This window comes from Dactylosporangium vinaceum (assembly GCF_019904175.1).
GTDB classification, from domain to species: Bacteria; Actinomycetota; Actinomycetes; order Mycobacteriales; family Micromonosporaceae; genus Dactylosporangium; species Dactylosporangium vinaceum.
This window is the reverse complement of sequence record NZ_CP061913.1, coordinates 10341137-10363317: the sequence shown is the minus strand read 5'-3', so window position 1 is coordinate 10363317 and position 22181 is coordinate 10341137. Positions and strand designations below refer to the sequence as shown.

24 protein-coding genes, 2 pseudogenes and 1 riboswitch are annotated in these 22181 nt (G+C 72.3%); of the genes and pseudogenes, 19 read left to right on the top strand and 7 right to left on the bottom strand.

Annotated elements, in window-relative coordinates; all coding sequences use genetic code 11:
* Positions 1–123: 123 nt before the first annotated feature.
* Together Dvina_RS46565 and Dvina_RS46560 are read right to left on the bottom strand one after the other, a co-directional pair.
* Positions 124–648 (bottom strand): hypothetical protein, encoded by a 525-nt coding sequence (locus Dvina_RS46565; RefSeq protein WP_223097899.1) that lies wholly within the window; start codon positions 646–648, stop codon positions 124–126.
* A 39-nt stretch (positions 649–687) separates the two neighbouring features.
* Positions 688–1011, bottom strand: coding sequence for an antibiotic biosynthesis monooxygenase family protein (locus Dvina_RS46560; protein ID WP_223097898.1), 324 nt, complete (start codon positions 1009–1011; stop codon positions 688–690).
* A 27-nt stretch (positions 1012–1038) separates the two neighbouring features.
* On the opposite strand from Dvina_RS46560, the gene Dvina_RS46555 reads away from it, so the two are divergent.
* From Dvina_RS46555 to Dvina_RS46530, 6 genes and pseudogenes are all read left to right on the top strand, one after another.
* The gene (locus Dvina_RS46555) at positions 1039–1287 is read left to right on the top strand and encodes a DUF6703 family protein (RefSeq protein WP_223097897.1); all 249 of its coding nucleotides are present in this window, start codon (positions 1039–1041) and stop codon (positions 1285–1287) included.
* A 32-nt stretch (positions 1288–1319) separates the two neighbouring features.
* Positions 1320–2036, top strand: a pseudogene (locus tag Dvina_RS46550) (metal ABC transporter ATP-binding protein); the annotation flags it as partial.
* A gap of 137 nt (positions 2037–2173) precedes the next feature.
* Entirely contained in the window at positions 2174–3043 is an 870-nt protein-coding gene (locus tag Dvina_RS46545; protein WP_223097896.1) for a metal ABC transporter permease, read from the top strand.
* Positions 3030–3326, top strand: a complete 297-nt coding sequence (locus Dvina_RS46540) for an ArsR/SmtB family transcription factor (protein ID WP_223097895.1) — start codon at positions 3030–3032, stop codon at positions 3324–3326. Before Dvina_RS46545 ends, Dvina_RS46540 begins: the two co-directional genes overlap by 14 nt.
* Positions 3271–4068, top strand: coding sequence for a hypothetical protein (locus tag Dvina_RS46535; RefSeq protein WP_223097894.1), 798 nt, complete (start codon positions 3271–3273; stop codon positions 4066–4068). Before Dvina_RS46540 ends, Dvina_RS46535 begins: the two co-directional genes overlap by 56 nt.
* Positions 4069–4095: 27 nt before the next feature.
* Complete coding sequence (locus Dvina_RS46530; protein ID WP_223097891.1) at positions 4096–4692, top strand: hypothetical protein; 597 nt, start codon at positions 4096–4098, stop codon at positions 4690–4692.
* On the opposite strand, the gene Dvina_RS46525 is transcribed toward Dvina_RS46530, so the two are convergent.
* Positions 4678–5289, bottom strand: coding sequence for a TetR/AcrR family transcriptional regulator (locus Dvina_RS46525; protein WP_223097890.1), 612 nt, complete (start codon positions 5287–5289; stop codon positions 4678–4680). The two genes, Dvina_RS46530 and Dvina_RS46525, sit on opposite strands and share 15 nt — an antisense overlap.
* Positions 5290–5369: 80 nt before the next feature.
* Between Dvina_RS46525 and Dvina_RS46520 the strand changes: the two are divergent.
* Positions 5370–6281, top strand: a pseudogene (locus Dvina_RS46520) (FAD-dependent oxidoreductase); the annotation flags it as partial.
* Positions 6282–6450: 169 nt separating this feature from the next.
* Here the strand turns inward: Dvina_RS46520 and Dvina_RS46515 are convergent.
* Together Dvina_RS46515 and Dvina_RS46510 are read right to left on the bottom strand one after the other, a co-directional pair.
* Positions 6451–8355 carry an acyl-CoA dehydrogenase family protein gene (locus tag Dvina_RS46515; protein ID WP_223097888.1) on the bottom strand — a complete coding sequence of 635 codons (1905 nt, stop codon included), beginning with the start codon at positions 8353–8355 and terminating at the stop codon, positions 6451–6453.
* 67 nt (positions 8356–8422) lie between these two features.
* Entirely contained in the window at positions 8423–9244 is an 822-nt protein-coding gene (locus Dvina_RS46510; RefSeq protein ID WP_223097886.1) for an alpha/beta fold hydrolase, read from the bottom strand.
* A gap of 52 nt (positions 9245–9296) precedes the next feature.
* Positions 9297–9413, top strand: a riboswitch (TPP riboswitch).
* Between the two features lie 86 nt (positions 9414–9499).
* Between Dvina_RS46510 and Dvina_RS46505 the strand changes: the two genes are divergently transcribed.
* The 9 genes from Dvina_RS46505 to Dvina_RS46465 all read left to right on the top strand — a co-directional run bounded on the left by Dvina_RS46505 (position 9500) and on the right by Dvina_RS46465 (position 18235).
* Entirely contained in the window at positions 9500–10069 is a 570-nt protein-coding gene (locus Dvina_RS46505) for an ECF transporter S component (protein WP_380028604.1), read from the top strand.
* A 75-nt stretch (positions 10070–10144) separates the two neighbouring features.
* Positions 10145–11473 carry an ABC transporter ATP-binding protein gene (locus tag Dvina_RS46500; protein ID WP_223106104.1) on the top strand — a complete coding sequence of 443 codons (1329 nt, stop codon included), beginning with the start codon at positions 10145–10147 and terminating at the stop codon, positions 11471–11473.
* Between the two features lie 662 nt (positions 11474–12135).
* Complete coding sequence (locus Dvina_RS46495; protein WP_223097882.1) at positions 12136–12846, top strand: energy-coupling factor transporter transmembrane component T family protein; 711 nt, start codon at positions 12136–12138, stop codon at positions 12844–12846.
* Between the two features lie 77 nt (positions 12847–12923).
* Positions 12924–14657 carry a PHP domain-containing protein gene (locus tag Dvina_RS46490; protein WP_223097881.1) on the top strand — a complete coding sequence of 578 codons (1734 nt, stop codon included), beginning with the start codon at positions 12924–12926 and terminating at the stop codon, positions 14655–14657.
* Positions 14657–15040, top strand: coding sequence for a hypothetical protein (locus Dvina_RS46485; protein WP_223097879.1), 384 nt, complete (start codon positions 14657–14659; stop codon positions 15038–15040). Before Dvina_RS46490 ends, Dvina_RS46485 begins: the two co-directional genes overlap by 1 nt.
* Before the next feature lie 10 nt (positions 15041–15050).
* Entirely contained in the window at positions 15051–15557 is a 507-nt protein-coding gene (locus Dvina_RS46480) for a MarR family winged helix-turn-helix transcriptional regulator (RefSeq protein WP_223097873.1), read from the top strand.
* A gap of 1 nt (position 15558) precedes the next feature.
* Positions 15559–16446 (top strand): aminotransferase class IV, encoded by an 888-nt coding sequence (locus Dvina_RS46475; RefSeq protein ID WP_223097872.1) that lies wholly within the window; start codon positions 15559–15561, stop codon positions 16444–16446.
* Between the two features lie 80 nt (positions 16447–16526).
* Positions 16527–16907, top strand: coding sequence for a YciI family protein (locus Dvina_RS46470; RefSeq protein ID WP_223097871.1), 381 nt, complete (start codon positions 16527–16529; stop codon positions 16905–16907).
* Positions 16904–18235, top strand: a complete 1332-nt coding sequence (locus tag Dvina_RS46465; protein ID WP_223097869.1) for an RNA polymerase sigma factor — start codon at positions 16904–16906, stop codon at positions 18233–18235. Before Dvina_RS46470 ends, Dvina_RS46465 begins: the two co-directional genes overlap by 4 nt.
* Positions 18236–18413: 178 nt before the next feature.
* Here the strand turns inward: Dvina_RS46465 and Dvina_RS46460 are convergent, their stop codons facing one another.
* Positions 18414–18866 carry an XdhC family protein gene (locus Dvina_RS46460; protein ID WP_223097868.1) on the bottom strand — a complete coding sequence of 151 codons (453 nt, stop codon included), beginning with the start codon at positions 18864–18866 and terminating at the stop codon, positions 18414–18416.
* Positions 18867–18942: 76 nt separating this feature from the next.
* Between Dvina_RS46460 and Dvina_RS46455 the strand changes: the two genes are divergently transcribed.
* Genes Dvina_RS46455 through Dvina_RS46445 form a run of 3 tightly spaced genes read left to right on the top strand, consistent with a single transcriptional unit; the run spans position 18943 to position 21406 of the window.
* On the top strand, positions 18943–19947 hold the full coding sequence (locus tag Dvina_RS46455) for a permease (RefSeq protein WP_223106103.1): 1005 nt from the start codon (positions 18943–18945) through the stop codon (positions 19945–19947).
* A 25-nt stretch (positions 19948–19972) separates the two neighbouring features.
* Complete coding sequence (locus tag Dvina_RS46450; protein WP_223097866.1) at positions 19973–20680, top strand: TIGR03943 family putative permease subunit; 708 nt, start codon at positions 19973–19975, stop codon at positions 20678–20680.
* Positions 20681–21406 carry a histidine phosphatase family protein gene (locus Dvina_RS46445; protein ID WP_223097864.1) on the top strand — a complete coding sequence of 242 codons (726 nt, stop codon included), beginning with the start codon at positions 20681–20683 and terminating at the stop codon, positions 21404–21406. It begins immediately after the preceding gene.
* Here Dvina_RS46445 and Dvina_RS46440 read toward each other — a convergent pair.
* Positions 21370–22134, bottom strand: coding sequence for a potassium channel family protein (locus Dvina_RS46440; RefSeq protein WP_223097862.1), 765 nt, complete (start codon positions 22132–22134; stop codon positions 21370–21372). The two genes, Dvina_RS46445 and Dvina_RS46440, sit on opposite strands and share 37 nt — an antisense overlap.
* Positions 22135–22181: the final 47 nt, after the last annotated feature.

Sequence of the window (22181 nt, the reverse complement as noted above, 5' to 3'; positions counted from 1 at the left end):
TCGTGTGTTTGCACGGACATTCGTTGAACAGGGCAAACCGTCAAACGCCACGTACGACGGTACGGTTACGCTGCCACAGAGCAGGGGCCGAGCCGAACTAGATTAACCGGCCGCCCGGATCCGTCAGTCGATGCCCCCGCAGATGACATAGCGGGTGCCGGCCTGCTCCATGGCGAAGCGCCGGTCGACCCAGGTGGTCTTCTCCCGGACCCGGGCCGGGACCGTTATCGCGTTGGCGATGATCACGTCGTCGGCGTTGACGGTGAAGTCGGTGACCGGCGTCTCGCCGAAGTGGTCGGCGAACCAGGCGGCGGTGTGGGTGCGCTGCTGGTCGTCGCACAGCTGGCGGCGGGCGGCCGCGTAGTCCTCGTCGCGCACGGCCGTGAGGTAGTTCTCGACGACGGCGGCGACCTGGTCCTTGCCGACCGAGTCGAGGTAAGGCAGCACCATCACGATGCCGACGATCCCGCCGACGCAGCACAGCACCGCGACCAGGCCGCCGATGCCCAGGCTCCACCAGAGCCCGCGCAGGTCGCGGTCGCGGGGCGGCGACGCGAAGGGCGCGACCACGCCCGGCCCGCGCGGCGGCGGCGGGACCTCGTCCGGCTGCTCCCAGAGGGGCGGCGGCCCGACCTGCGGCGGCATCATGCCACTCAGCCTATCCAAAGGAAAGCGCGATCACTCACGTCAGGCTCGGTCACTGCTCGTCACCTTGAGTTCGCCGCCCGGCGCCGCCTCGGCCAGCACCTCGAACGCCGACGGCTCGTCAAGGGCCTGAGCCAGCAGCGGGGTGGCGTACATCTTGACGTCGAAGTTGCCGAGGGCCCGCCGGTAGGCCCCGACGGACTCCCACTCGGTCACGATGCTCCAGTGCTTCGGATCGTCGTACGCCCGTCCGAGCCGCCCCCGCAGGTACCCTTTGCAGGCCGCCAGGGCCGCCAGCGCGGCGTGCGCCCGTTCGGCGAAGCCGTCATCACCCTCGGGCACCACGAACCTGGTCATCACGAGCATGCTGCCGAGCATACGGAAGGAAGTTGCATGAGCGATCGCGTGCTCCAGCGCCTCGCCCGGATGAACAAGACCGCCGCGTTCCTGGGCGCCGCGGTGCTCGTCTTCCTGGGGCTGCTCCTGCCCGGCATTGTCGGCGCCACCGTGTTGATCCTGATAGCGGTGGGCCTCGTGTGGGTCCTGACGAAGACCTGGCCGGTCACCCCGGCGCCGGCCCGGGTGCCGCGCGTGCTCATTCTCACCCTGCTCGTCGTCGTGGCGGCCTACAAGGCAAGTTGACAACGATTCCCATTATCAGGCACGCTCGAAGCGTGGTTCTCCAGGTCGAACGGGCTGTCGTCGCCTACGACGGGCGGCCGATCCTCGACGGGGTCTCGCTCTCGGTGCGCGCGGGCGAGGTCGTGGCCGTCCTCGGCGCGAACGGGTCGGGCAAGTCCACGCTCGTGAAGGCGGCCATGGGGCTGGCCCCGCTCGTCGGGGGCGAGGTGCGCCTCTTCGGTACCCCCTTGAAGAAGTTCCGCGGCTGGCACCGGATCGGTTACGTGCCGCAGCGGGTCGGGGCCGGCGCCGGGGTGCCCGCCACCGTCGGTGAGGTCGTGGCCGAGGGCCGCCTGGCCCGCCGCGGTTTCCTGCGGCCCGCGTCCGCCGCCGACCGCCGCGCCGTCGCCGACGCCCTGGAGGCCGTCGGGCTGGCCGACCGGGCCCGTGAGCCCGTCTCCGTGCTCTCCGGCGGCCAGCAGCAGCGGGTCCTCATCGCCCGGGCCGTCGCCGGCGGCCCCGAGCTGCTGGTGCTCGACGAGCCCACGGCCGGCGTCGACGCGGTGAGCCAGGACCTGTTCGCCGGGTGCCTGCGCCGGTTCGTGACCCAGGGCGGCACTGTCGTGTTCGTCGCCCACGAGCTCGGCCCGCTGCGCCCGCTGATTACCCGCGCGGTCGTGGTGAGCCGCGGTGAGATCGTCCACGACGGCGCCCCGCCGGCCGACGACGACCACGTCCACCCGCACGCCGCCGCGGCCCACGCGGCCCTCGAGGTCGCCCGGCCGGCCGGTGCCGGGGTGTGGCCGCCCGCCGACGGCCGCGCGCACGCGGCCACCGGCGACGCCCGGACCGTCACGGCGGGCGTGTGGCCGCACGCCACGGCCGTCTGAGGCGCGGGCGGACCGGCATGGGCATCTTCGCGTACGACTTCATGATCCGCGCCCTGCTCGGGGCGCTCATCACCGGCGCGTCCGCGCCCGCCATCGGCACCTATCTCGTGCAGCGGCGGCTGTCGCTGATCGGCGACGGCCTGGGCCACGTGGCGCTCACCGGTGTCGGGCTCGGCCTGCTGCTGCACAGGTCCCCGGTGATCATGGCGGTGCTGGCCGCCGCGGCCGGGGCGGTGGTCATCGAGCTGGTCCGGGAGCGGGGCCGGACGTCCGGCGACATCGCGCTCTCGATGCTCTTCTACGGTGGCATCTCCGGCGGTGTGGTGCTGGTGAACCTGTCGGACCAGCAGAGCAGCCGGAGCCTGGTGACGTACCTCTTCGGCTCGCCCCTGACCACGAGCCGGCAGGACCTCACCGTGATGCTCGTCCTGGGGGTGGCCGTCCTGGCCGTCGCCATCCTGCTGCGGCCGTGGCTGTTCGCGGTGTGCCACGACGAGGAGTACGCCCGGGTCTCCGGCCTGCCCGTGCGCACCCTGAACCTGATCCTGGCCATCACGACCGCCGTCACCGTCACCGTCGCCATGCGGGCCGTCGGCCTGCTGCTGGTCAGCGCGCTCATGGTCGTCCCGGTGGCGACCGCGCAGCAGATCACCCGCGGCTTCCGGGCCACGATGCTTGCCGCGATCGGCATCGGGCTGGCCGTCTCCGGGCTCGGCGTGTGGCTCTCCACCGCGATCGACACCGGCCCGGGCGCCACCGTGGTGCTCCTGGCCATCGCCGGCTTCTTCGCCGTCACCGTCGGCGTCGCCGCGTGGCGGGCCGCCGCCCGGGCCCGGCACCGCACCGCCGAAGCCCAGCCGGAGGTCGAGGCCGGTGTCGGGGCCTGAGGCCGGCGACGGCTACGAGGCCGCCGGCGAGCTGCTCAAGGCGCTCTCCGCGCCGCTGCGCATCCGGATCGTCACCGAGCTGGCCGGCGGTCCGCGCTGCGTGCACGAGCTCGTCGAGACGCTTGGCGCCCCGCAGCCGCTCGTCTCGCAGCACCTGCGCGTGCTGCGCGGGGCCGGCGTGGTCCGCGGCTCCCGGCGCGGCCGCGAGATCGCCTACGCTCTGATTGATGAACACATCGCGCACATCGTCGCGGACGCGGTCAGCCACGTTCGCGAGGGTTGAGCGGCTGGCCATCCTGATCGCCGCGGCGCTGGCCCTCGGCGCCTGCTCCGGCAGTTCCGGCGATGCCCCGCAGGCCGCGCCCACGAGCGCGGCTGCGGTACCCACCGATGCACCTGGGGCGTTCAAGGCGGCGGTCGCCAAGACCATTGCCGTCTCGATGACGTTCACGCTCGTCGCGGACGCCGGCGAGGTCGGCACGCAGACGGGCCAGGGCGCGATCGACCCGGCCCGCAAGGCGACCGGCTACGACTCCGAGCTGCTCACCACCGAGCGGAAGATCGACATCACGGCGATCCTGATCAGCCCGGACCTGTACCTCAAGGTGACCGGCCTGACCGGCGACCGCTGGGCCCACGTCGACATGGCGAGGGTGAAGTCCCTGACCACCCTGGGCCTGGACCGGACCGGCAACCCGACCGGCCTGGCCAGCCTGCCCGACGAGATCGTCACCGTGACCCGGTCCGGCGCGGGGTCGTACACCGGCACGCTCGACCGCACCAAGGACCCGCTGATCCCCGACGCCACCGCGAGCGAGGCGCTCAAGAGCGTGCCGTTCGAAGCCAAGGTGGATCCGCAGGGGTACGTGACCGAGCTGATCGTCCGCACGCCGCCCGTCGGCACCGCGCCCGCCACCACGTCGACGGCGAAGTTCGCCGACTTCGGCAAGGCGCCGGTGATCGAGCGCCCCGACTCCGCCACCGTGGAGCAGGCGAGCGACACCATCTATTCAGCGCTGCAGTAGACGGGTCCATGGCTCACGCTTGGAGCCATGAAGCTCTATGCCGACCGCGCCCCCGCCGCCATCCGGCAACTGCTCACCGACGTGTTCGTGGTCGTGTGGGTGTACGCCTGGGTCCGCATCGGGATGGCCCTGTTCGACCTCATCCAGAAGCTGGCCGTCCCCGGTCAGAAACTCGAGGGCGCCGGCGACGGGCTCGCCTCGAACCTCAACGCCGCCGGCGACAAGATCAACGGCATCCCGGGGGTGCCGGACTCGGTGGCGGCCCCGTTCAAGAACGCCGCCAACGCCGCGTCGTCCCTGGCCAACGCCGGCCGCGAGCAGCAGGACATCGTCAACGACCTGGCCTGGGTCCTGTCCCTGGTGGTCGCCGTCCTGCCGATCCTGTTCCTGGTGGGGATCTGGCTGGCGCTGCGGGTCCGCTGGGTCCGCCGGGCCGGCAACGCCGCCCGCCTGCGCAACGTCAGCGCGGGCCGTGACCTGCTGGCCCTGCGCGCCCTGGCCACGCAGCCGCTCAAGCGCCTGGTCAAGGTCGACCCGGAGATCGCCTCACTGTGGCGGCGCGGCGACCCCGAGGCGGTGGAGGCGCTGGCCCGGCTGGAGCTGCGCTCGCTAGGACTTCGCTAGCAGCATCGCGGCCACGCCCGCGACCTGGTCGGCATAGTGCGTGACGAACTCGGGGGAGCGGGGATCGACCCCGCACACGCTCTCGATCACGTGCGGCAGCGTCGTGGGCGCCATGGCCGCCGCCATCAGCATGACAAGCACGCAGGCCGGGTCCGCCCCGGCGATCAGCCCGGCGCGCAGCTGCTCGACGCTGTCGCCGAGCAGCCGGGCCCGCGACTCGCGGTCCGGGTCGTCGTCGGGGCCGGTGTACTGCAGCCCGCTCCACGCGAACACCCGCACGCCGTCCGGGTCGCGCAGCACCTCCAGCGCGTACCGCCGCAGCTGCTCCGGCAGTGAGGTCCCGGGCGGCGCGATCTCTTGCTGCCGCTCCTGCCAGCGCTGGGCCATGGCCTGGTACAGGCCCTCCTTGCCGTCGAAGTAGTACGACAGCAGCTGCTGGTTGACGCCGGCCCGCTCGGCGATGGCCCGCACCCGGGCCCCGGCGTAGCCGTGCGCGCCGAACTCGACGGCCGCCGCCTCGAGGATCTTCTGCCGGGTGCGCTCGGCGTCCCGGCGGCGCTCTTCCGGCGCCGGCGACCGGCGCGGCTTGGTTGGCACGGACCGAGTATACGGACGCTTGAGTCTGCTAATTATGCGTTTGATTGACAAGAGTATCCGAATGGTTGACGCTGGTCGGCATGACACGGGTACTGATCGCAGGAGCGGGCATCGGCGGCCTGGCGCTGGCCCAGGCACTACGGCAGGGTGGCGTCGACGTCGCCGTCTACGAGCGGGACGCCTCGGCGCGGACGCGCAGCCAGGGCTACCGCATCCACATCGACCGCGACGGCAACGCGGCGCTGGCCGACTGCCTGCCGCCGGAGGTCCTCGCGCTCGTCCGCGCCACGAGCAGCGTCAACGGCGACCTGGTGGCCGGGTACACCCACCGGCTCGAACGCGTGATGGTCCAGGAGTTTCCCGGCATCCCCGCCGACGAGATCACACACGTGGACCGGGAGACACTGCGCCAGAGCCTGCTGAGCGGCCTGGAGGACGTGGTGCGCTTCGGCCGCCCGGTGACCGGCTACACCGTCACCGCGGCGGGCCGGGTCAGCATCGGCTTCGACGAGGGCGACCTCCTCGTCGGCGCGGACGGGGTGGCCTCGGCCGTGCGCGGGCGGCTGCTGCCCCACGCCGTCGTGCGCGACATCGGGCTGCGCTGCCTCTACGGGCGGATGCCGATCGACGGGTCCGTCGAGATCCCGGCCGACTTCGACCGCGGCTTCTGCTGGGTCGCCGACGAGACGGGCGTCGGCATGGGCTTCGCGACGGTCCGCTTCCGCACCCGGGCCGCGGGGCGGGCGGACTACCTGATGGTCACGCTCGTCGCGACGCCCGAGCGCCTCGGCGTGCCGGACGCGCGGCTCTTCGCGATGGCGCCGGAGGAGCTGCGGGCGCTCGTCGCGGCGGTCACGACCGGCTGGCACCCGGCGATCCGGGCGCTGAGCGGCCGCGACTTCTTCCCGATCGTGCTGCGCGCCGGCGAGCGGGTCGAGCCGTGGCCGTCCGGGCCGGTGACACTGCTCGGCGACGCCATCCACACCATGCCGCCCACCGGCGGGGTCGGGGCCAACACGGCGCTGCAGGACGCGGCGACGCTGGCCCGGGCGGTGCTGACGCCGCGACCGCCGCTGGAGGCGGTCGCGGCGTACGAGCGCGTGATGCTGCCGCGCGGATTCGCCACCGTGGAGCGCTCGCTCGCGATGGCCGGGCAGATGCTCAGAAGCGGCGGCGCACGTCCTGCTCCGTAGACGGGCCGGGCTCCCAGGTCGCGGTGGACGGCCCGTCGGCCGGCGCAGGGATGACGCCCTCCTCCAGCGACAGGTAGCGCCCGGCCAGCACCCGCTTGGCCGCAGCTACCTCCACCGAGTCGGCGTTCGTCCACAGGTCGTGGAAGAGCTGCTCCGCGCGCAGCGTGGCCTGGCGGCAGAAGAGGTCGGCCAGCTCCACGCCCTCGGGGCGCTCGGCCAGCTCGGTGCGGGCCTTGACGCAGGCCGCCGACATGGCGAACAGCTCCGCGCCGATGTCCACGATCCGGCCCAGGAAGCCCTGCTTCTGCTCCAGCTTGCCCTGCCAGCGGGCCATGGCGTAGAAGGTCTCACGGGCCAGCCGGCGCGAGGCCCGCTCGACATAGCGCAGGTGGACGGCGAGCGGACCGAACTGCGTGAAGCTGCCCGGGAGCTGCCCCTTGCCGGCCACCAGCGTGGGCAGCCACTTGGCGTAGAAGCCGCCGGCCTTGCCCGCCGCCTTCGCCTTGCGGCTCAGGCCGGCGTCGGGGTCGATGATGTCGCCGGCGACGGAGAGGTGGGCGTCGACGGCCTCGCGGGCGATGGCCAGGTGCATGATCTCGGTCGAGCCCTCGAAGATCCGGTTGATGCGCAGGTCCCGCAGGATCTGCTCGACCGGGATGGCCCGTTCGCCGCGGGCGGCCAGGCTCTCGGCGGTCTCGTAGCCGCGCCCGCCGCGGATCTGGACGAGTTCGTCGGCGACCTTCCAGGCCAGCTCGGAGGCGTACAGCTTGACTAGCGCGGCCTCGATGCGGATGTCGTTGCGGTTGTCGTCGGCGAGGCGGCAGGAGACCTCCAGCATCGCCTCCATGCCGTAGGTGGAGCCGGCGATGAACGCGATCTTCTTGGCGACCGCCTCGTACTTGCCGATCGGCCGGCCCATCTGGACCCGCTCGCCGGCCCACTCGCGGGCCACGCCGAGGCACCACTTGCCGGCCCCGACGCACATCGCGGGCAGCGACAGCCGGCCGGTGTTCAGGGTGCTCAGCGCGATGCGCAGCCCCTGGCCCTCGCCGCCGATCACGTTGGCCTTGGGCACCCGGACATTGTGGAAGCGGGTGACGCTGTTCTCCAGGCCGCGCAGGCCCATGAACGAGTTGCGCCGCTCGATGGTCACGCCCTCCGCGTCGCCCTCGACGACGAACGCGGTGATGCCGCCCCGGTGGCCCTCGCTCTTGGGCACCAGCGCCATGACCACGAACAGCGTGGCCAGGGTGCCGTTGGTGGCCCACAGCTTGACCCCGTTGAGCAGGTAGTCGCCGTCCTCGGTCGGCACGGCGGAGGTACGCAGGCCGGCCGGGTAGGAGCCGACCTCGGGCTCGGTGAGCAGGAACGCCGAGACCTCACCGGCGGCCAGCCGGGGCAGGAACCGCTGCTTCTGCTCGTCGCTGCCGATCAGTTTGAGCGGCTGCGGTACCCCGATCGACTGGTGCGCCGACAGGAGCGCCCCGATCGACGGGTTGACCGAGCCCACGAGCATGAGCGCGCGGCAGTAGTCGAGGTTGGTCAGGCCGAGGCCGCCGTACTTCTGATCGATCTTCATCCCGAACGCGCCCAGCTCACCCAGCGAGCGCAAAACCTCGTCGGGAATGCGGGCGTCCCGCTCGATCTGCTGCCCGTCGACCTCGGCCGCCAGATAGCCGGCGAGCTTGTCGCGGAACTCGGCGCCGCGGGCCTCGGCGGCCGCGTCGAGCTCGGGCAACGGGTCGATCAGATCGAGGCGGAACCGGCCGAGGAAGAGCTCCTTGCCGAAGCTCGGCTTTTTCCACTCGGTCTCGCGGTTCTCCTCGATGACCTTGCGCGCCTCCCGCTCCGCGCGCACCGACGTCGAAACCATGGCTGCCCCCAAAGTGAACTTTGTAGAGACGCTCTGAAGCCAGGTTATTACCCGCGGGTAGCGAAGGCTATGCCTGCGATGCGACCCGGGCCAGGATGGCATCCGCCAGCGCGGCCGGCGCCTCGTCGGCAATCCAGTGCCCGACCCCGGCCAGCGGGACGAACCGGTAGTCGGCCGCCACGTGCTCGGCGCAGGCCCGGGCCGCCGTCGGGCCGATGGCCGGGTCGCCGTCGCTCCAGACATAGGTGGTCGGCACCGTCGCCGGGCCGAGGCCCACGAGATCGAGGGAGCTGATCGCCCGATACCAGTTGAGCGCCGGCGTCAGCGCCCCGGGCTCGAGCAGCGGCCGGACGTAGGGGTCGGGGTCCACGAGCGGCTCGAACAGTGCCCGCAGCCGTCGCCCGCCGTCCTCCAGGAGCACCTGCTCGGCCTTCCCGGCCTGGCGGAACAGCTTGATGTAGGCCGAACGCTCCCGCTGATCGGGGTCGTTGGCAAAGGCGAAGGCAGAGGCGTGCGGATGGGGTACCGAAACCGCTGTCAGCGTCCGGACCCGCTCGACGTGGCGCAGCGCCACGTGCCAGGCGCACACCGCGCCCCAGTCGTGGCCGACGAGGTGTACCGACGGGATATTCAGGGCATCGAGGACGGCCACGGCGTCGAGCGCGCACTCGGCGATGCGGTAGTCGGCGACCTCCGGCGGCCGGGCGCCGGGGGAGGTGCCCCGCTGGTCGAGGGCGTAGGTGCGCAGCCCGGCCGCGTGCAGCAGCGGTGTCACGGCCGCCCACTCGCCGCTGTGCTGCGGAAACCCGTGCAGGAGCAGGACCGGCGGGCCGTCCGCGGGTCCACCGGCGACGACATCGAAGGTGAGCGAGCGGGCCGTGATTTTCATGACCAGAGACTACGAGCAAGCGACGTTCACTGTTACCGTCGGGAAACAACTGCACATCCGACAGGGGAGCGCACAGCGCTGAGAGTGCGGCGGCCGGCCGGTCCGGCACCGCAGACCCTCGAACCTGATCTGGGTAATGCCAGCGCAGGGAGCTCGGTCACCTCACGCAAGCCATCGCACGTTATCGAGTGCGGTGTCGCGTCTCCTTCTGGTTCGTGTCGAACTGGGAGGTATGCACCAATGGAAACCCGCTCAATGGAAACCCGCTGGCGGACCGTCGACATCGTGGTCGCGTCCATCATCGCCGTGGCCTTCGCCGCGGTGTTCTACGCCTGGAACAACCTGTGGAACGCGCTGGAGAGCTTCGCGCTGCCGTGGCGCGCGGTCATCTACGGCGTGTGGCTGATCCCGGCCGTCCTCGGCCCGCTCGTCATCCGCAAGCCCGGCGCCGGCCTGTACACCGAGCTCGTCGCCGCGATCGTCTCCGCGCTGTTCGGCTCGGCCTGGGGCCTCACGGTCGTGGTGTCCGGCCTGGTCCAGGGCATCGGCGGCGAGTTCGGCTTCGCGGCCACCGGCTACCGCAACTACCGCCTCGGCAACGCCCTCATCGCGGGCGCGCTGTCCGGAGCGGGCGCCGCCGTGTTCGACCTGAGCGTGTACTACGGCGACACCTTCAGCGCCGGCCAGAAGTGGACCTACGCGGCGCTCGTCGTGGCCAGCGGCGCGATCGTCGCCGGGGCCGGCAGCTGGGCCCTGCAGCGCGCACTGTCGAAGACCGGCGTCCTGGACCGCTTCCCCTCCGGTCGCGAACGGGTCGCCGTCTGACGTCCAGCGCGGTCCGGGTGCAGCGAAGCGGAGCGGAGGGGCCGTGCCCCAGCAACAGCGAGCGCAGGTGACGGTCTGAGCACCGTCGAATTCCGCGGGTTCGGGTGGCGGCACGCCGGGCGCAAGGCCTGGGCGGTCCGCCACCTCGACCTGCGCATCGAGCACGGCGAGCGGGTACTGCTGGCCGGCGCCTCCGGGGCCGGCAAGTCCACACTGCTCGCCGCGCTCGCCGGCCTGCTCGCCGAGGACTCCGGCGAGCAGGAGGGCGAGGTCCTCATCGACGGCCGCCCCGCCCGCCAGGCCCGGGCCGAGACGGGCATCGTCTTCCAGGACCCGCAGACCCAGCTGGTGATGAGCCGGGCCGGCGACGACGTCGCGTTCGGCCTGGAGAACCGCGCCGTCCCGCGCGACGAGATCTGGCCCCGGGTCGACGCCGCCCTGAACGCCGTCGGCTTCCCCTACGACCGCGACCGCAACACCGCGGCCCTCTCCGGCGGCGAGGCCCAGCGCCTGGCCATCGCCGGCGTCATAGCCCTGCGCCCCGGCCTGCTCCTGCTGGACGAGCCGACGGCCAACCTCGACCCCGACGGCGCCCAGCTCGTCCGCACCGCGATCGCCAAGGTGATCCAGGACCTCGACGCCACTCTGCTGCTCGTCGAGCACCGCGTCGACGAGGCCCTGCCCCTGGTCGACCGCACGATCACCCTGGGCGCCGACGCCGACGCCGTCTGGACCCCCGGTGCGGCCCTGCCCTCCCGCCGCGCCGTCACGGCCCCGGGCGAGGCGCTCCTGAGCGCGGAGTCGCTCTGGCTGCCCCACAACGACAAGACAGTGCATGAGGTGGTACTGCAAGGGCAGGCGCTGGCCGTCGAGGGCCCGAACGGCGCCGGCAAGACCACCCTGGCCCTCCTGCTGGGCGGCCTGACGAAACCGGCCCGGGGCCGCGTGGCCGCCACCCCCACCCTGGCCGGCCGGGACGCGGCCCGCCCACCCCACCGCTGGCGCGCCTCCCGCCTGGCCGCCCGCATCGGCTCGGTCTTCCAGAACCCCGAGCACCAGTTCGTCACCGACACCGTGCAAGCCGAGCTGGCCCTGAGCGGCGCCGAGCCGGCCACCGTTGCCACCCTCCTGGAGCGCCTGCGCCTGCACCACCTGGCCAGGGCCAACCCCTTCACCCTGTCCGGCGGCGAGCAGCGCCGGCTGAGCGTAGCCACCGCCCTGGCCGCCGCCCCGCAGGTCCTGATCCTGGACGAGCCGACCTTCGGCCAGGACCTGCGCACCTGGCGCGAGCTGGTGACCCTCCTGGCCGACCTGCGCGACGAGGGCCGCGCCCTGGTCCTGGTCACCCACGACGCCCAACTCGTCGAGGCGATAGCCGACCGCCGCCTGAAACTGACCCGATGACCACCCACCCCACCGGCCGGACTGACCCCTACCCCACCCGTGCCGGCCGCCCAACCGACCGAGCAGCCAACCACTTCCCGGCCCGCGCCAGCCGCTTCCCGCCCGCGCGCTCCGGTTCAAGGTTCGGGCTGCGGATCTGCTTGCGGGCTCAAGCCGCGCGTTCTGCTCCTGGTCTGCTCGAGGCTCAAGCCGCGGACTCCTTGCCGGTCCAGCCCGAAGCCGACTGCCGCCCGGAGGCGAGTCGATGACTCACCGCCCCGTCAATTGCGAGATCACCACGACGATCGAGAAGCTGCTCGACACGGCGATCGAGGCGTCTAGAACCTGGACCACAGCGTGACCTGCGCAAGGACGACAGGCCGCGTACTTCGCGCCGGAACTGGCGGCGTGAACCGCCCAAGCACGACAGGCCGCATGCTTCGCACCGCAACGGGCGGCATGGGCTGCGCAAGCACGAAATGCAGCGCACTTCGCACCGCAACGGTGAGCGTGAACTGCGCAAACACGATATGTCGGGCACTGCGTGCCGCGACACATCGGACTTATGCCCCGTCGGGCGATAAATCTGATATGTCGAGCGGAGCGCAGCGCGAAGCGCCCGACATATCGGTATCCAAGGGAAAACCGCCGGTTCAGGCGTCGAATGGAAGGGCGGTCGGGCGATGAACAGCTGGCTGGGGCGGCGGGATGCTACGGCCAAGTTGCTGGCGGCGCTGCTTGTCACTGCGGCCGTCGTGACCACGCTGGAGCCGGCGGCGTCGTTGACGGTGATCGGGGTGCTGGTCCTCGTGATGCCGTTCGCCGGGGTGCCGCTCGGGGTGCTGTGGCGGCGGGGGTGGCCGATCCTGCTCTCGGCGGCCGGGATCTTTCTCTTCACGGTGCTGCTCGGGGCTCGGGACTCGCCTGTCGTGGCTCACCTCGCCGGGCTCGAGGTGCGGGAAAATGCCGTCGGTTACGCGCTGCGGCTGCTTGCCGTCGGGCTGCCCGGTTTTCTGATGTTCGCCAGCATCGACCCGACCGACCTGGCCGATTCGCTCGTCGTGCACCTGCGGGTCTCGCCGCGGTTCGCCATCGGGGCGCTGGCGGCGTTTCGGCTGGCTCCGCTCCTGGCCGACGAGTACCGGTTGATCCGGCTGGCTCGGCGGGCGCGCGGTACCCGGGCCGGCATCGGATCGTCGCTCTTCGGACTGCTGGTTGCCGCCATCCGGCGGGGGATTCGGCTCGCCACGGCCATGGAGGCGCGCGGGTTCGACCGGGGCGGGGCCCGGACCGTTGCCCGGGTGACGCGGTTCGGGTGGGCGGATGCGCTGGTCGTGGCCCTTGGCTTCACCCTCGCCGCGACCGTGATCTTGCTGAAGTTCGCGCAGACATAGGCATATCGCTACCTGTTGTTCGTCCGTGGCTACGAGGGTCGGCGGTGAGGACCAACTGACTTCGCTGAGGAGCCATCATGGGCAGCTCCCTGCCTGGCCACCACCACCATCACCACGACGACATGCCCCAGGCCGCCGGCGACGTCCCCGCGGTGCTCGACGCGTCCATTCCGGACAGCGAGCTCTCCCCGGGTGACGTCTCGCGCCGCGGGTTCCTGCGCCGCGCGGGCCTGCTGGGTGCGGCGGCCGCCGCCGGCGGTGCGCTCGCCAACGCGGGTGTCGCGCACGCGCACGACGACGACCACAGCCACGACTTCGACGGCTGGGACCGGCACGGGCACAACCGCCCGGCGTTCAACAACTACAAGTGGCTGGCGGGCGACCACCACATCCACACGCAGTTCTCCAGCGACGGCATGTACCGGGTCGACGACCACGTGAGGCACGCCTCCGCGTATGGCCTGGACTGGATGGTCATCACCGACCACGGCACCGTCCAGCACTCGAAGATCGGCGTCGACAAGGTCAACCCGCTGATCCGGGAGGCCCGCGACGACTACAAGGACATGCTCGTCTTCCAGGGCCTGGAGTGGAACATCCCGGCGGCCGAGCACGGCACGGTGTTCGTGCACCCCGGCGCCAACGAGCTCGCCGTGCTCAAGGAGTTCGAGGGTACGTTCGACGGCTCGGTCCAGGGCGCGGTGAACCCGGCCAACGTGACCGAGGCGCTGGCCATCGCCGGCATCAAGTTCCTCGGCGACCAGGTCGCCAAGCGGCGGGTCCAGGACGCGCTGTTCCTGGCCAACCACCCGGCCCGCAACGGCATCGACTCCCCGCACGAGATCCGCGGCTGGCGCGACGCCGACCCGCAGATCGCGATCGGGTTCGAGGGCGCGCCGGGCCACCAGGCCGCCGGCATCGCCAAGCCGAACGGCGCCGGCGCCGGCCGCGGCTTCTACGAGAACGCCCCCAACGCGAACTCGTTCCCCGGCTACCCGCTGGAGAGCTACCGCACCTGGGGCGGCTTCGACTGGATGACCGCCACCGTCGGCGGCCTCTGGGACAGCCTGCTGGCCGAGGGCCGGCCGTGGTGGATCTCCGCGAACTCCGACTCGCACGTCGTCTACGAGGAGACGGCGAAGCGCCCGGACAACACGGACTTCGCCACCAACGGCTACCACTTCGACCCGGTGTACGGCCAGCCGACGAACCTCACCACCGGTGACTTCTGGCCCGGCTACTACAGCCGCACCCACGTCGGCGCGAGCAACTTCAGCTACGCCGCGGTCATGGCCGGGCTGCGCGCCGGGCGCGTCTGGGTCGACCACGGCGGGCTGATCAGCGGCCTCGACGTGCAGGTGCGCGTCAAGGGCTCGCCGGTCGGCGTCACGCTCGGCGGCTCGCTGCCGCTGCGCCGCGGCCAGCGGGCCGAGCTGGTCATCAAGGTCAACCTGGCCGGCAAGGCGAACTGGGCGAACTTCGTGCCGACCCTGGCCCGCATCGACGTCATCCGCGGTGCCGTCAAGGGCGCCGTGTCCGACCGGGACACGTTCAAGGCCCCGGACACCAGGGTCGTCAAGTCGTTCGAGGTCAACAAGTCGACTGGCACCGTGGCGTTCACCTACGACCTCGGCGTCGCCGACGAGCCGTTCTACGTCCGCCTGCGCGGCACCGACGGCAACCGCAGCGCTCCCGGCTACCTCGGCGCGGCGATCGACCCGGTGGGCCCGGCGATCGACGTGCTCGGCGACGCCGACCCGTGGAAGGACCTCTGGTTCTACGCGAACCCGATCTGGGTCCTGCCCCGGTAATGGCGTTCCCCGACGTGCAGGCGGCCGACCATCACATCCTGATGGAAGGCCGCCCCGCATTCACGTACTTCGCCGGCGGCCAGGTGAGCGTCGGCACCGACGCGCAGCCGCCCCCGGAGGGCGCCCGCCAGGTGCTGTTCGCGGGCTCGGAGGCGCTGAAGGGCACGATCGCGGTCGCGGCCATCCTGGACTCCTCGGCGATCGAGCGGGTCGTCATCCTGGGCGGCCTGACGGCCGTCCCGGAGATGCTCGTCGACACCCGCGACCACGTGCGCCCGATCTGGCGCGACGGCGTCCTGACCCTCGTCACCCAGTTCGGCCGGGGCGGGGTGCTGGTGCCGTTCGAGCCACCGAACAACCGGCCCTGCTGCAGCGACCACTAGTCTTTGCGGTATGGCCCGGGATCAGATCGACGCGATCGTCGGGGAGTGGCGGGTGCAGCTCCCCGACATCGTGGGTCCGTCCATGGAGCTGGGCAAGCGCGTGCACCGGCTGGCCGGGCGGCTCCAGGAGGCGGTGCGCAACGAGACAGCCGCCCTGGGCCTGTCGCCGGCCGAGTTCGACGTGCTCTCGGCGCTGCGCCGGGCCGGGCCGCCCTACGCGCTGAAGCCCTCGGAGCTGGCCGCCGGCCTGCTGCTGACCTCGGGCGGGATCAGCAACGTGCTGCGCCGCCTCCAGCAGGACGGGCTCATCGAGCGCGCGGCCGACCCCGCCGACGCGCGGGTCGCCTGGGTCCGGCTCTCGGCCCCCGGGCTGGCCACCGCCGAGAAGGTCGTGCGGGCCGTCACCGGCGCCCAGGCCCGGCTGTTCTCCGCCGCCGACCCCGCGCTCGTGACCGCGGCCGCGGACCGGCTGCGCGAGCTGCTCATCGCCCTCGGCGACACGGCGAAAGAGGACTGACATGCTGCAGCAGTACGACGAGCGCAACGCCGACCTGCGGTACTGGGTCAACGGCGCCCTGCGCCACCGCGACGAGCCGGGCCTGTCCCCGTTCGACTCGGTCGTCCAGGGCGGTGACGCGGTATGGGAGGGCCTGCGACTGTACGACGGCGGCATCTACGGCCTGCAGGAGCACCTTGACCGCCTGCGCCGCTCCGCCCTGTCCCTGGCCTTCGAGGGCATTCCGGCCGACGCCGACATCATCGCCGCGCTCCGGGCCACCCTCGCGGCCAACGGCATGCGCGACGGCGCACACGTCCGCCTGACACTGACCCGCGGCGTCAAGGTCACCAGCGGCATGGACCCAAGACTGAACCGCAGCGGTTGTACGTTGATCGTCCTGGCCGAGTTCAAGGCACCGGTCTACGACACCAGCGGCCTCACCCTGGTCACCAGCAGCGTCCGCCGCCCGTCTCCGGACGTCCTGGACCCCCGGATCCACCACAACAATCTGCTCAACTCGATCCTGGCCAAGATCGAGGCGAACGTGGCCGGCGCCGACGACGCCATGATGCTCGACGCGCGCGGCTTCGTGGCCGAGACCAACGCCACCCACCTGTTCGCGGTCACCGGCGGTGAGCTGCTGACCCCGCGCGCGGTCGCCTGCCCGGAGGGCATCACCCGCGACACCGTGCTGCGCATCTCGCCGGTGCCGGTCCACGTCCGCGACATTGCGCAGGTGGAGATGTACACGGCCGATGAGGTCTTCTGCACCGGCACCATGGGCGAGATCGCCGGTGTGGTGACGATCGACGGCCGGCCGATCGGCGACGGCAAGGTCGGGCCCGTGACCCGCCGGATCGCCGAGTTGTACCGCACCCACGCCCGCGAGAACGCGACGAAGATCTGAGCGCGCTGTCGTATCCGGCCGGGCTCGTTCGTGGAAGAAGTGATGCGGCCGCACGGGCTGCCCGGGGCAGGAGGACGACGATGACCGAGTATCTGATCACCTTCAACGATGAGTGGGTGCCCGAGCACACGGCGGAGCAGCTGCAGGCCAAGGCCGCGGCCGTCCGGCCCGTGGTCGACGAGATGCTGGCCCAGGGCGTGCTGATCTTCTCCAACGGCGCGCTCGACCGGTCCACGGCCCTGTTCAGCGCCGAGCTGGTCGACGGCGAGGCCGTGTTCACCGACGGGCCGTACGCCGAGACCAAGGAGCATCTCGGCGGCTTCGCGGTCGTGGACGTGCCCGACGACGAGACCGCCCGCTACTGGGCCGGCCGGCTCGTGGAAGCGCTCGACTGGCCGCAGGAGGTGCACCGCTTCCGCGGGCCCGGGCGGGCCCGGACGGACGTACCCGGGCGGGGATGAGCCTGGAGCCGACGCCCGAGCGCGCGATCGTCCGCGCCCACCGCGAGGAGTGGGCGCGGGTCGTCGCCGACCTCGCCCGCCGCTTCGGCGACCTCGACGTCGCCGAGGACGCGGCGGCCGAGGCGTTCGCGGCGGCGGCCGCGCGGTGGCCCCGCGAGGGCGTGCCGCCCAACCCCGGCGGCTGGCTCACCACCACCGCGACCCGCAAGGCGATCGATTGGCTCCGTCGCGAGTCACAGCGCGACGCCAAGCACCAGGCGGCCCGGATCATGCTCCACGACGACGCCCACGAGCCGACCGGCCCGATCGACGACGACCGGCTCCGGCTGATCTTCACCTGCTGCCACCCCGCCCTGGCGATGGAGGCCCGGGTGGCGCTGACGCTGCGCCTGCTCGGCGGCCTCACCGTCGCCGAGATCGCCCGCGCGTTCCTGGTGCCGGAGACCACGATGGCGCGGCGGATCACCCGGGCCAAGGCGAAGATCAAGGCGGCCCGCATCCCGTTCCGCGTGCCGTCGGCCGGCGACATCCAGCAGCGGCTCGGCGGCGTGCTGGCGGTCGTCTACCTCGTCTTCAACGAGGGCTACCTCGCCGGCGCCGGGGACGACCCGGTCCGCGCCGACCTCACCGACCGGGCCATCCACCTGGGCCGGCTGCTGCGGACCCTCCTGCCGGACGACGGCGAGGTGGCCGGCCTGCTGGCCCTGATGCTGCTGACCGACGCCCGGCGGCCGGCCCGCGTGTCCCGCACGGGCGCGCTCGTGACACTTGACGAGCAGGACCGCGGCGCGTGGGACCGCACGCTCATCGCCGAGGGGCACGCCCTGGTCCGGGAGCGGATCGCGGCGGTCGCGGCCGGCGCCGGTCCGGCGGGGCGCTACCAGCTGCAGGCCGCGATCAACGCGGTCCACACGGAGGCCGCGTCGGCCCGCGACACCGCCTGGCCGGCGATCGCCGCCCTCTACGACCGCCTGGTGCTGCTCGACCCCTCACCGATCGTCCGGCTCAACCGGGCCGTCGCGATCGCCGAGGCCGACGGCCCCGGGCCGGGCCTGGCCGAGGCCGACCGGGTCGCCGAGGTCCTCGACGGCTACCACGCACTGCACGCCGTCCGGGCGCAGCTGCTGCACCGGCTCGGCCGCGACGATGCGGCGCGCACCGCGTACGACCGGGCCATCGCGCTCGCCGGCAATCCCGGGGAGCGGGCCTACCTCACCCTCCGCCGCGACCGGCTGGGCCGCGACCCGCTGGGCCAGGGCCGACCCGCCGAGCTGAGGCCGACCGGCTGGGCCGCGACCCGCTGGGCTAGGGCCGACCCGCCGAGCTGAGGCCGACCGGCTGGGCCGCGACCCGCTGGGCTAGGGCCGACCCGCCGAGCTGAGGCCGACCGGCTGGGCCGCGACCCGCTGGGCTAGGGCCGACCCGCCGAGCTGAGGCCGACCGGCTGGGCTGAGGCCGACCGGCTGGGCTGAGGCCGACCGGCTGGGCTAGGGCCGACCCGCTGAGCTAGGGCCGGGTGGCTGGGTCAGGGCCGGGTGGCTGGAAGGCGAACCCGCCCGGCCGGCCGTTGCGGTCGGCGACCAGCCCGGCCAGTGTGGCCAGGGCGATCTCGGGCGGCGTCCGCGAGCCGATGTTGAGCCCGACCGGGCGGTGCACCCGGGCGATGTCCGCCGCGCTCACGCCCAGGCGCTGCAGCGCCTCCACGTGCGGGCCCTCGTGCCGGGGAGTGCCCATCACGCCGATCCAGCGGGCCGGGGAGGCGAGCGCGTCGCGCAGGACCGGGCCCAGCTCGGGGCGGTCGTGGTCGCACACGACGATGTCGGTGCCCGCGTCGATGTCGACGCCGTCCAGGCCCGGGTCGGCCAGGGCCGTCCGATAACCCAGCGTGGCGGCGAACTCCAGCAGGTGGCCGGCGACCGGCGAGTCGAAGACGGCTACCAGGGAACGGGCGTCAGACATCGCTCACTCTCCGAAGTGTTCGCTCACGCTTCATGCCGACGGTACCAACTGAAGGGGTAGCCTCCATCGCGTGACGGTGACCGAGGAGGAGCACAGCGCGCCGGGTCCGGCGCCGGACGCACCCGCCCGCCGCTGGCGGCCCGGGTCCGTCGAGGTGCTCGCGGTGCTGCTGGTGCTCGTCGTGCTGCTGCGCGGGCCGATCACCCGCTCGCTGGCCACCCCGGCGCTGCAGACCTGGCTGACGGTGTTCGTCTCGGTGCTCACCCAGGCGATCCCGTTCCTGGTCTTCGGGGTCGTGCTCTCGGCGATCATCGCCGTGTTCGTCCCGCCGTCGTTCTTCGCGAAGGCGCTGCCCAAGCATCCGGCGCTCGCGGTACCCACAGCATCGATCGCCGGGGTCGTGCTGCCCGGCTGCGAGTGCGCGTCGGTGCCTGTCGCCGGAGCGCTCGTGCGGCGCGGGGTGACGCCGGCCGCCGCCTTCGCGTTCCTGCTCTCCTCGCCGGCCGTCAACCCGGTCGTGCTCGTCTCCACCGCCGTGGCCTTCCCGGGCCAGCCGCAGATGGTCGTGGGCCGGGCCGTGACGAGCCTCGTCGTGGCCAGCCTGATGGGGTGGCTGTGGCAGGCGTTCGGGAAGGGCAGCTGGCTGCGGATGCCGTCGCGGGCCCACCTGGACGGCATGGCGAAGTGGCAGGCGTTCTGGGCGTCGGTCCGCCACGACGTCCTGCACGCCGGCGGGTTCCTGGTCATCGGCGCGGCCTCGGCCGCGGTCATCGGCGTCGTCGTCCCCAAGTCCTGGCTGGAGCACGTCGCCTCCAACCCCGTGCTCGCCATCGTGACGCTTGGGCTGCTGGCGGTACTGCTGTCGATCTGCTCCGAGGCCGATGCGTTCGTGGCCGCGTCGCTCACCCAGTTCTCGCTCACCGCCCGGCTGGCGTTCCTGGTGGTCGGGCCGATGATCGACCTGAAGCTGTTCGCGATGCAGGCCGGCATCTTCGGCCGCCGGTTCGCGCTGCGCTTCGCCCCGGCCACGTTCGTGATGGCGGTCCTCGTCTCCGCGCTGCTGGGGCCGGTGCTGCTGTGAGGGTTTCCGCTGTGGGGGTTGCACCGTGAACAAGCAGGCTCAGGCCGTCGTGCTCCTGCTGATCGGCGGGGCGGTGCTGCGGGTCTCGCTGACCGGGCAGTACCTCAACTACGTGAAGGCGTCGCTGCAGCCGTACCTGGTCACCGCGGGTGCGCTGCTGGTGCTGGCCGGGGCGTTCACGCTCTGGTACGAGCTGCGCGGGGTCCGCGAGGCCGACGACGGGCACGGGCACGCGCACAGCGGGCCCAAGGTCGCCTGGCTGCTGCTCGCGCCAGTGCTGGGGCTGCTGCTCTTCGCGCCGCCCGCACTCGGCTCCTACGCGGCCGGGCGCTCCGGGTCGGCGGTCACCGCCCAGTCGGAGTACGCGCCGCTGCCCGCCGGCGACCCGCTCGCCATCACGATGCTCGACTACGCGTCCCGGGCCGTGTTCGACAAGGGCGTGTCGCTGGGGGAGCGGCGCCTGCAGCTCACCGGCTTCGCGATGAAGGGTCCGCAGGACCAGTGGCTGCTGGCCCGCATGATGGTCAGCTGCTGCGCGGCCGACGCCCGGCCGGTGAAGGTCGCGCTCGACGGCGAACTGCCCGACGGGCTGGCCGACCAGCAATGGGTGCGGGTCATCGGCAAGTACAGCGGCCGGGAGATCCAGGACGACGTGAACGGCGAGGCGATCCCGTTCATCGAGGTGTCCGAGGTCACGTTGATCCCGGTGCCGCAGGAACAGTACGAGTCGTAGGTGGACACCTCCCGCCCCGCCCTGCTCGTCCTCGTCCGGCACGCCGAGTCGGCCCGCAACCAGGCCAAGAAGGGCAGCGTGTACTTCGCCGACGCCGCCGCCCGCCAGGTCGTCCGCGGCGTCCCCGACCACCTCATCGACCTGACCGCCGACGGGCACAAGCAGGCCGAGCAGACCGGGCACGCGATCCGCGAGCGGTTCGGCGCCTTCGATCACGTGTTCACCAGCGGATACGCCCGCACCGAGCAGACCGCCGAGGGCATCCTGGCCGCCTACACCACCGCGGAGCGGGCCGGGATGCACGTCAAGGCCGACCTGTTCATCCGCGAGCGGGACCCCGGCTTCGCCTACGACATGACGACGGCCGAGGCCGAGGCCGCGTTTCCGTGGCTGAACGAATACTGGCAGACGTTCGGCGGCTTCATGGCCCGCCCGCCCGGCGGCGAGAGCCTGGCCGACGTCACCGGCCGCGTGCACACGTTCCTCAACACGCTCGCCCGCGACCACGCCGGCCAGAAGATCTTGATCGTGACGCACGGCGGGACGCTGCGCTGCTTCCGGTTCCTGCTGGAGGGCTGGACCTACGCGCAGGCCCAGAAGTGGCCGCCCGGGCAGACTCCGGCCAACTGCGGCATCACCACGTATTCGGACAACGGGTCGCGCCTGGAGCTGGTGGACTACAACCGGGTCTACTGGACCGTCGGCTCCGCGGCGGACGGGATCTGAGCCTTCAGCTCGGCCACCTCCGCGCGCAGGGCTTGGACTTCGGCGAGTACCAATGCGATGTCGCTCTTTGTGGCGTCCTGCTGGTTGTCGTCCTTGACGGAGATCCGGTCCACGATCCACGTGGCCAGGGAGCCGGTCACGAAGCCGATGAGCCCGATCCCGCCCATCATGAGGCCGATCGCGACGAGCCGGCCGTCGGTGGTGACGGGGAAGTGGTCGCCGTACCCGACCGTGGTGATCGTCACGCAGGCCCACCACAGCGCCTCGCTGTAGCTGGTGATGTTCGCGTCCGGGCTGCCCCGCTCGGCGTCGAGCACGGCCAGCGCGGCCACGAAGATCAGCAGGATGCTCGTGGCCCCGACGTACAGCGCCAGCCGCCCGCGGGCCCACACCTCCGTGCGCCGGGTCAGCACCAGGACCGCGGTGAACAGCCGCAGCACGCGCAGCGGCCGCATGGCCGGCAGCAGGAGCACCGCGAGGTCGAACAGGTGCCCGCGGACGAACGGCCAGCGCCGCACGTGCAGCAGGAACCGCACCGCGTAGTCGCCGACGAACAGTGCCCAGATGGCGATCGTCGCCATCTCGCAGGCGTCGTGCCAGCGCCGGTCGAGCCCGGGCCGCAGGATCGGCACCGCGTAGGCCACGAGAAACACCACCGCGAGCGCCGTCAACGGCCCCGCGGTGCGCCGCTCCCAAGCATCGGCGCGCTGGTCACTGCGGAGGTTCATGGCTTCAGCATGGTTTTTTCAGATCACGGATTTGTCGCGTCCGCTTG